The sequence below is a fragment of the Asaia krungthepensis NRIC 0535 genome (assembly GCF_025995175.1).
GTDB lineage: Bacteria > Pseudomonadota > Alphaproteobacteria > Acetobacterales > Acetobacteraceae > Asaia > Asaia krungthepensis.
The window spans coordinates 1-206 of sequence record NZ_BAPV01000054.1 but is presented as its reverse complement, the minus strand read 5'-3'; the positions used below and the strand labels follow the sequence as shown (position 1 = coordinate 206).

The following is a 206-nucleotide window of genomic DNA, read 5'->3' as shown; positions in this document are numbered from 1 at the left end:
TGGTTTCGAGAGTTGGCCCGGCGGTTTCTGTTTCAGACTATTCATGACGTCGAACTGATGCTTGATCGGGAGAGGTCAGGTCGCGAGACGAGCCGGACCGCAAGGGGGATCGACAGCCAGAGCATCAAGGCACCGCATGCGCAGACAAGAGGTTATGACGCCGGCAAGAAGGTCGTCGGGCGCAAGCGGCATATTGCCGTGGATAC

General features: G+C 58.7%; 1 protein-coding gene. It reads left to right on the top strand.

Features of this window, described 5'->3' with window-relative positions; all coding sequences use genetic code 11:
- On the top strand, positions 1-206 hold a 206-nt coding region (locus AA0535_RS12315; protein WP_373319334.1), incomplete at both ends, for a transposase.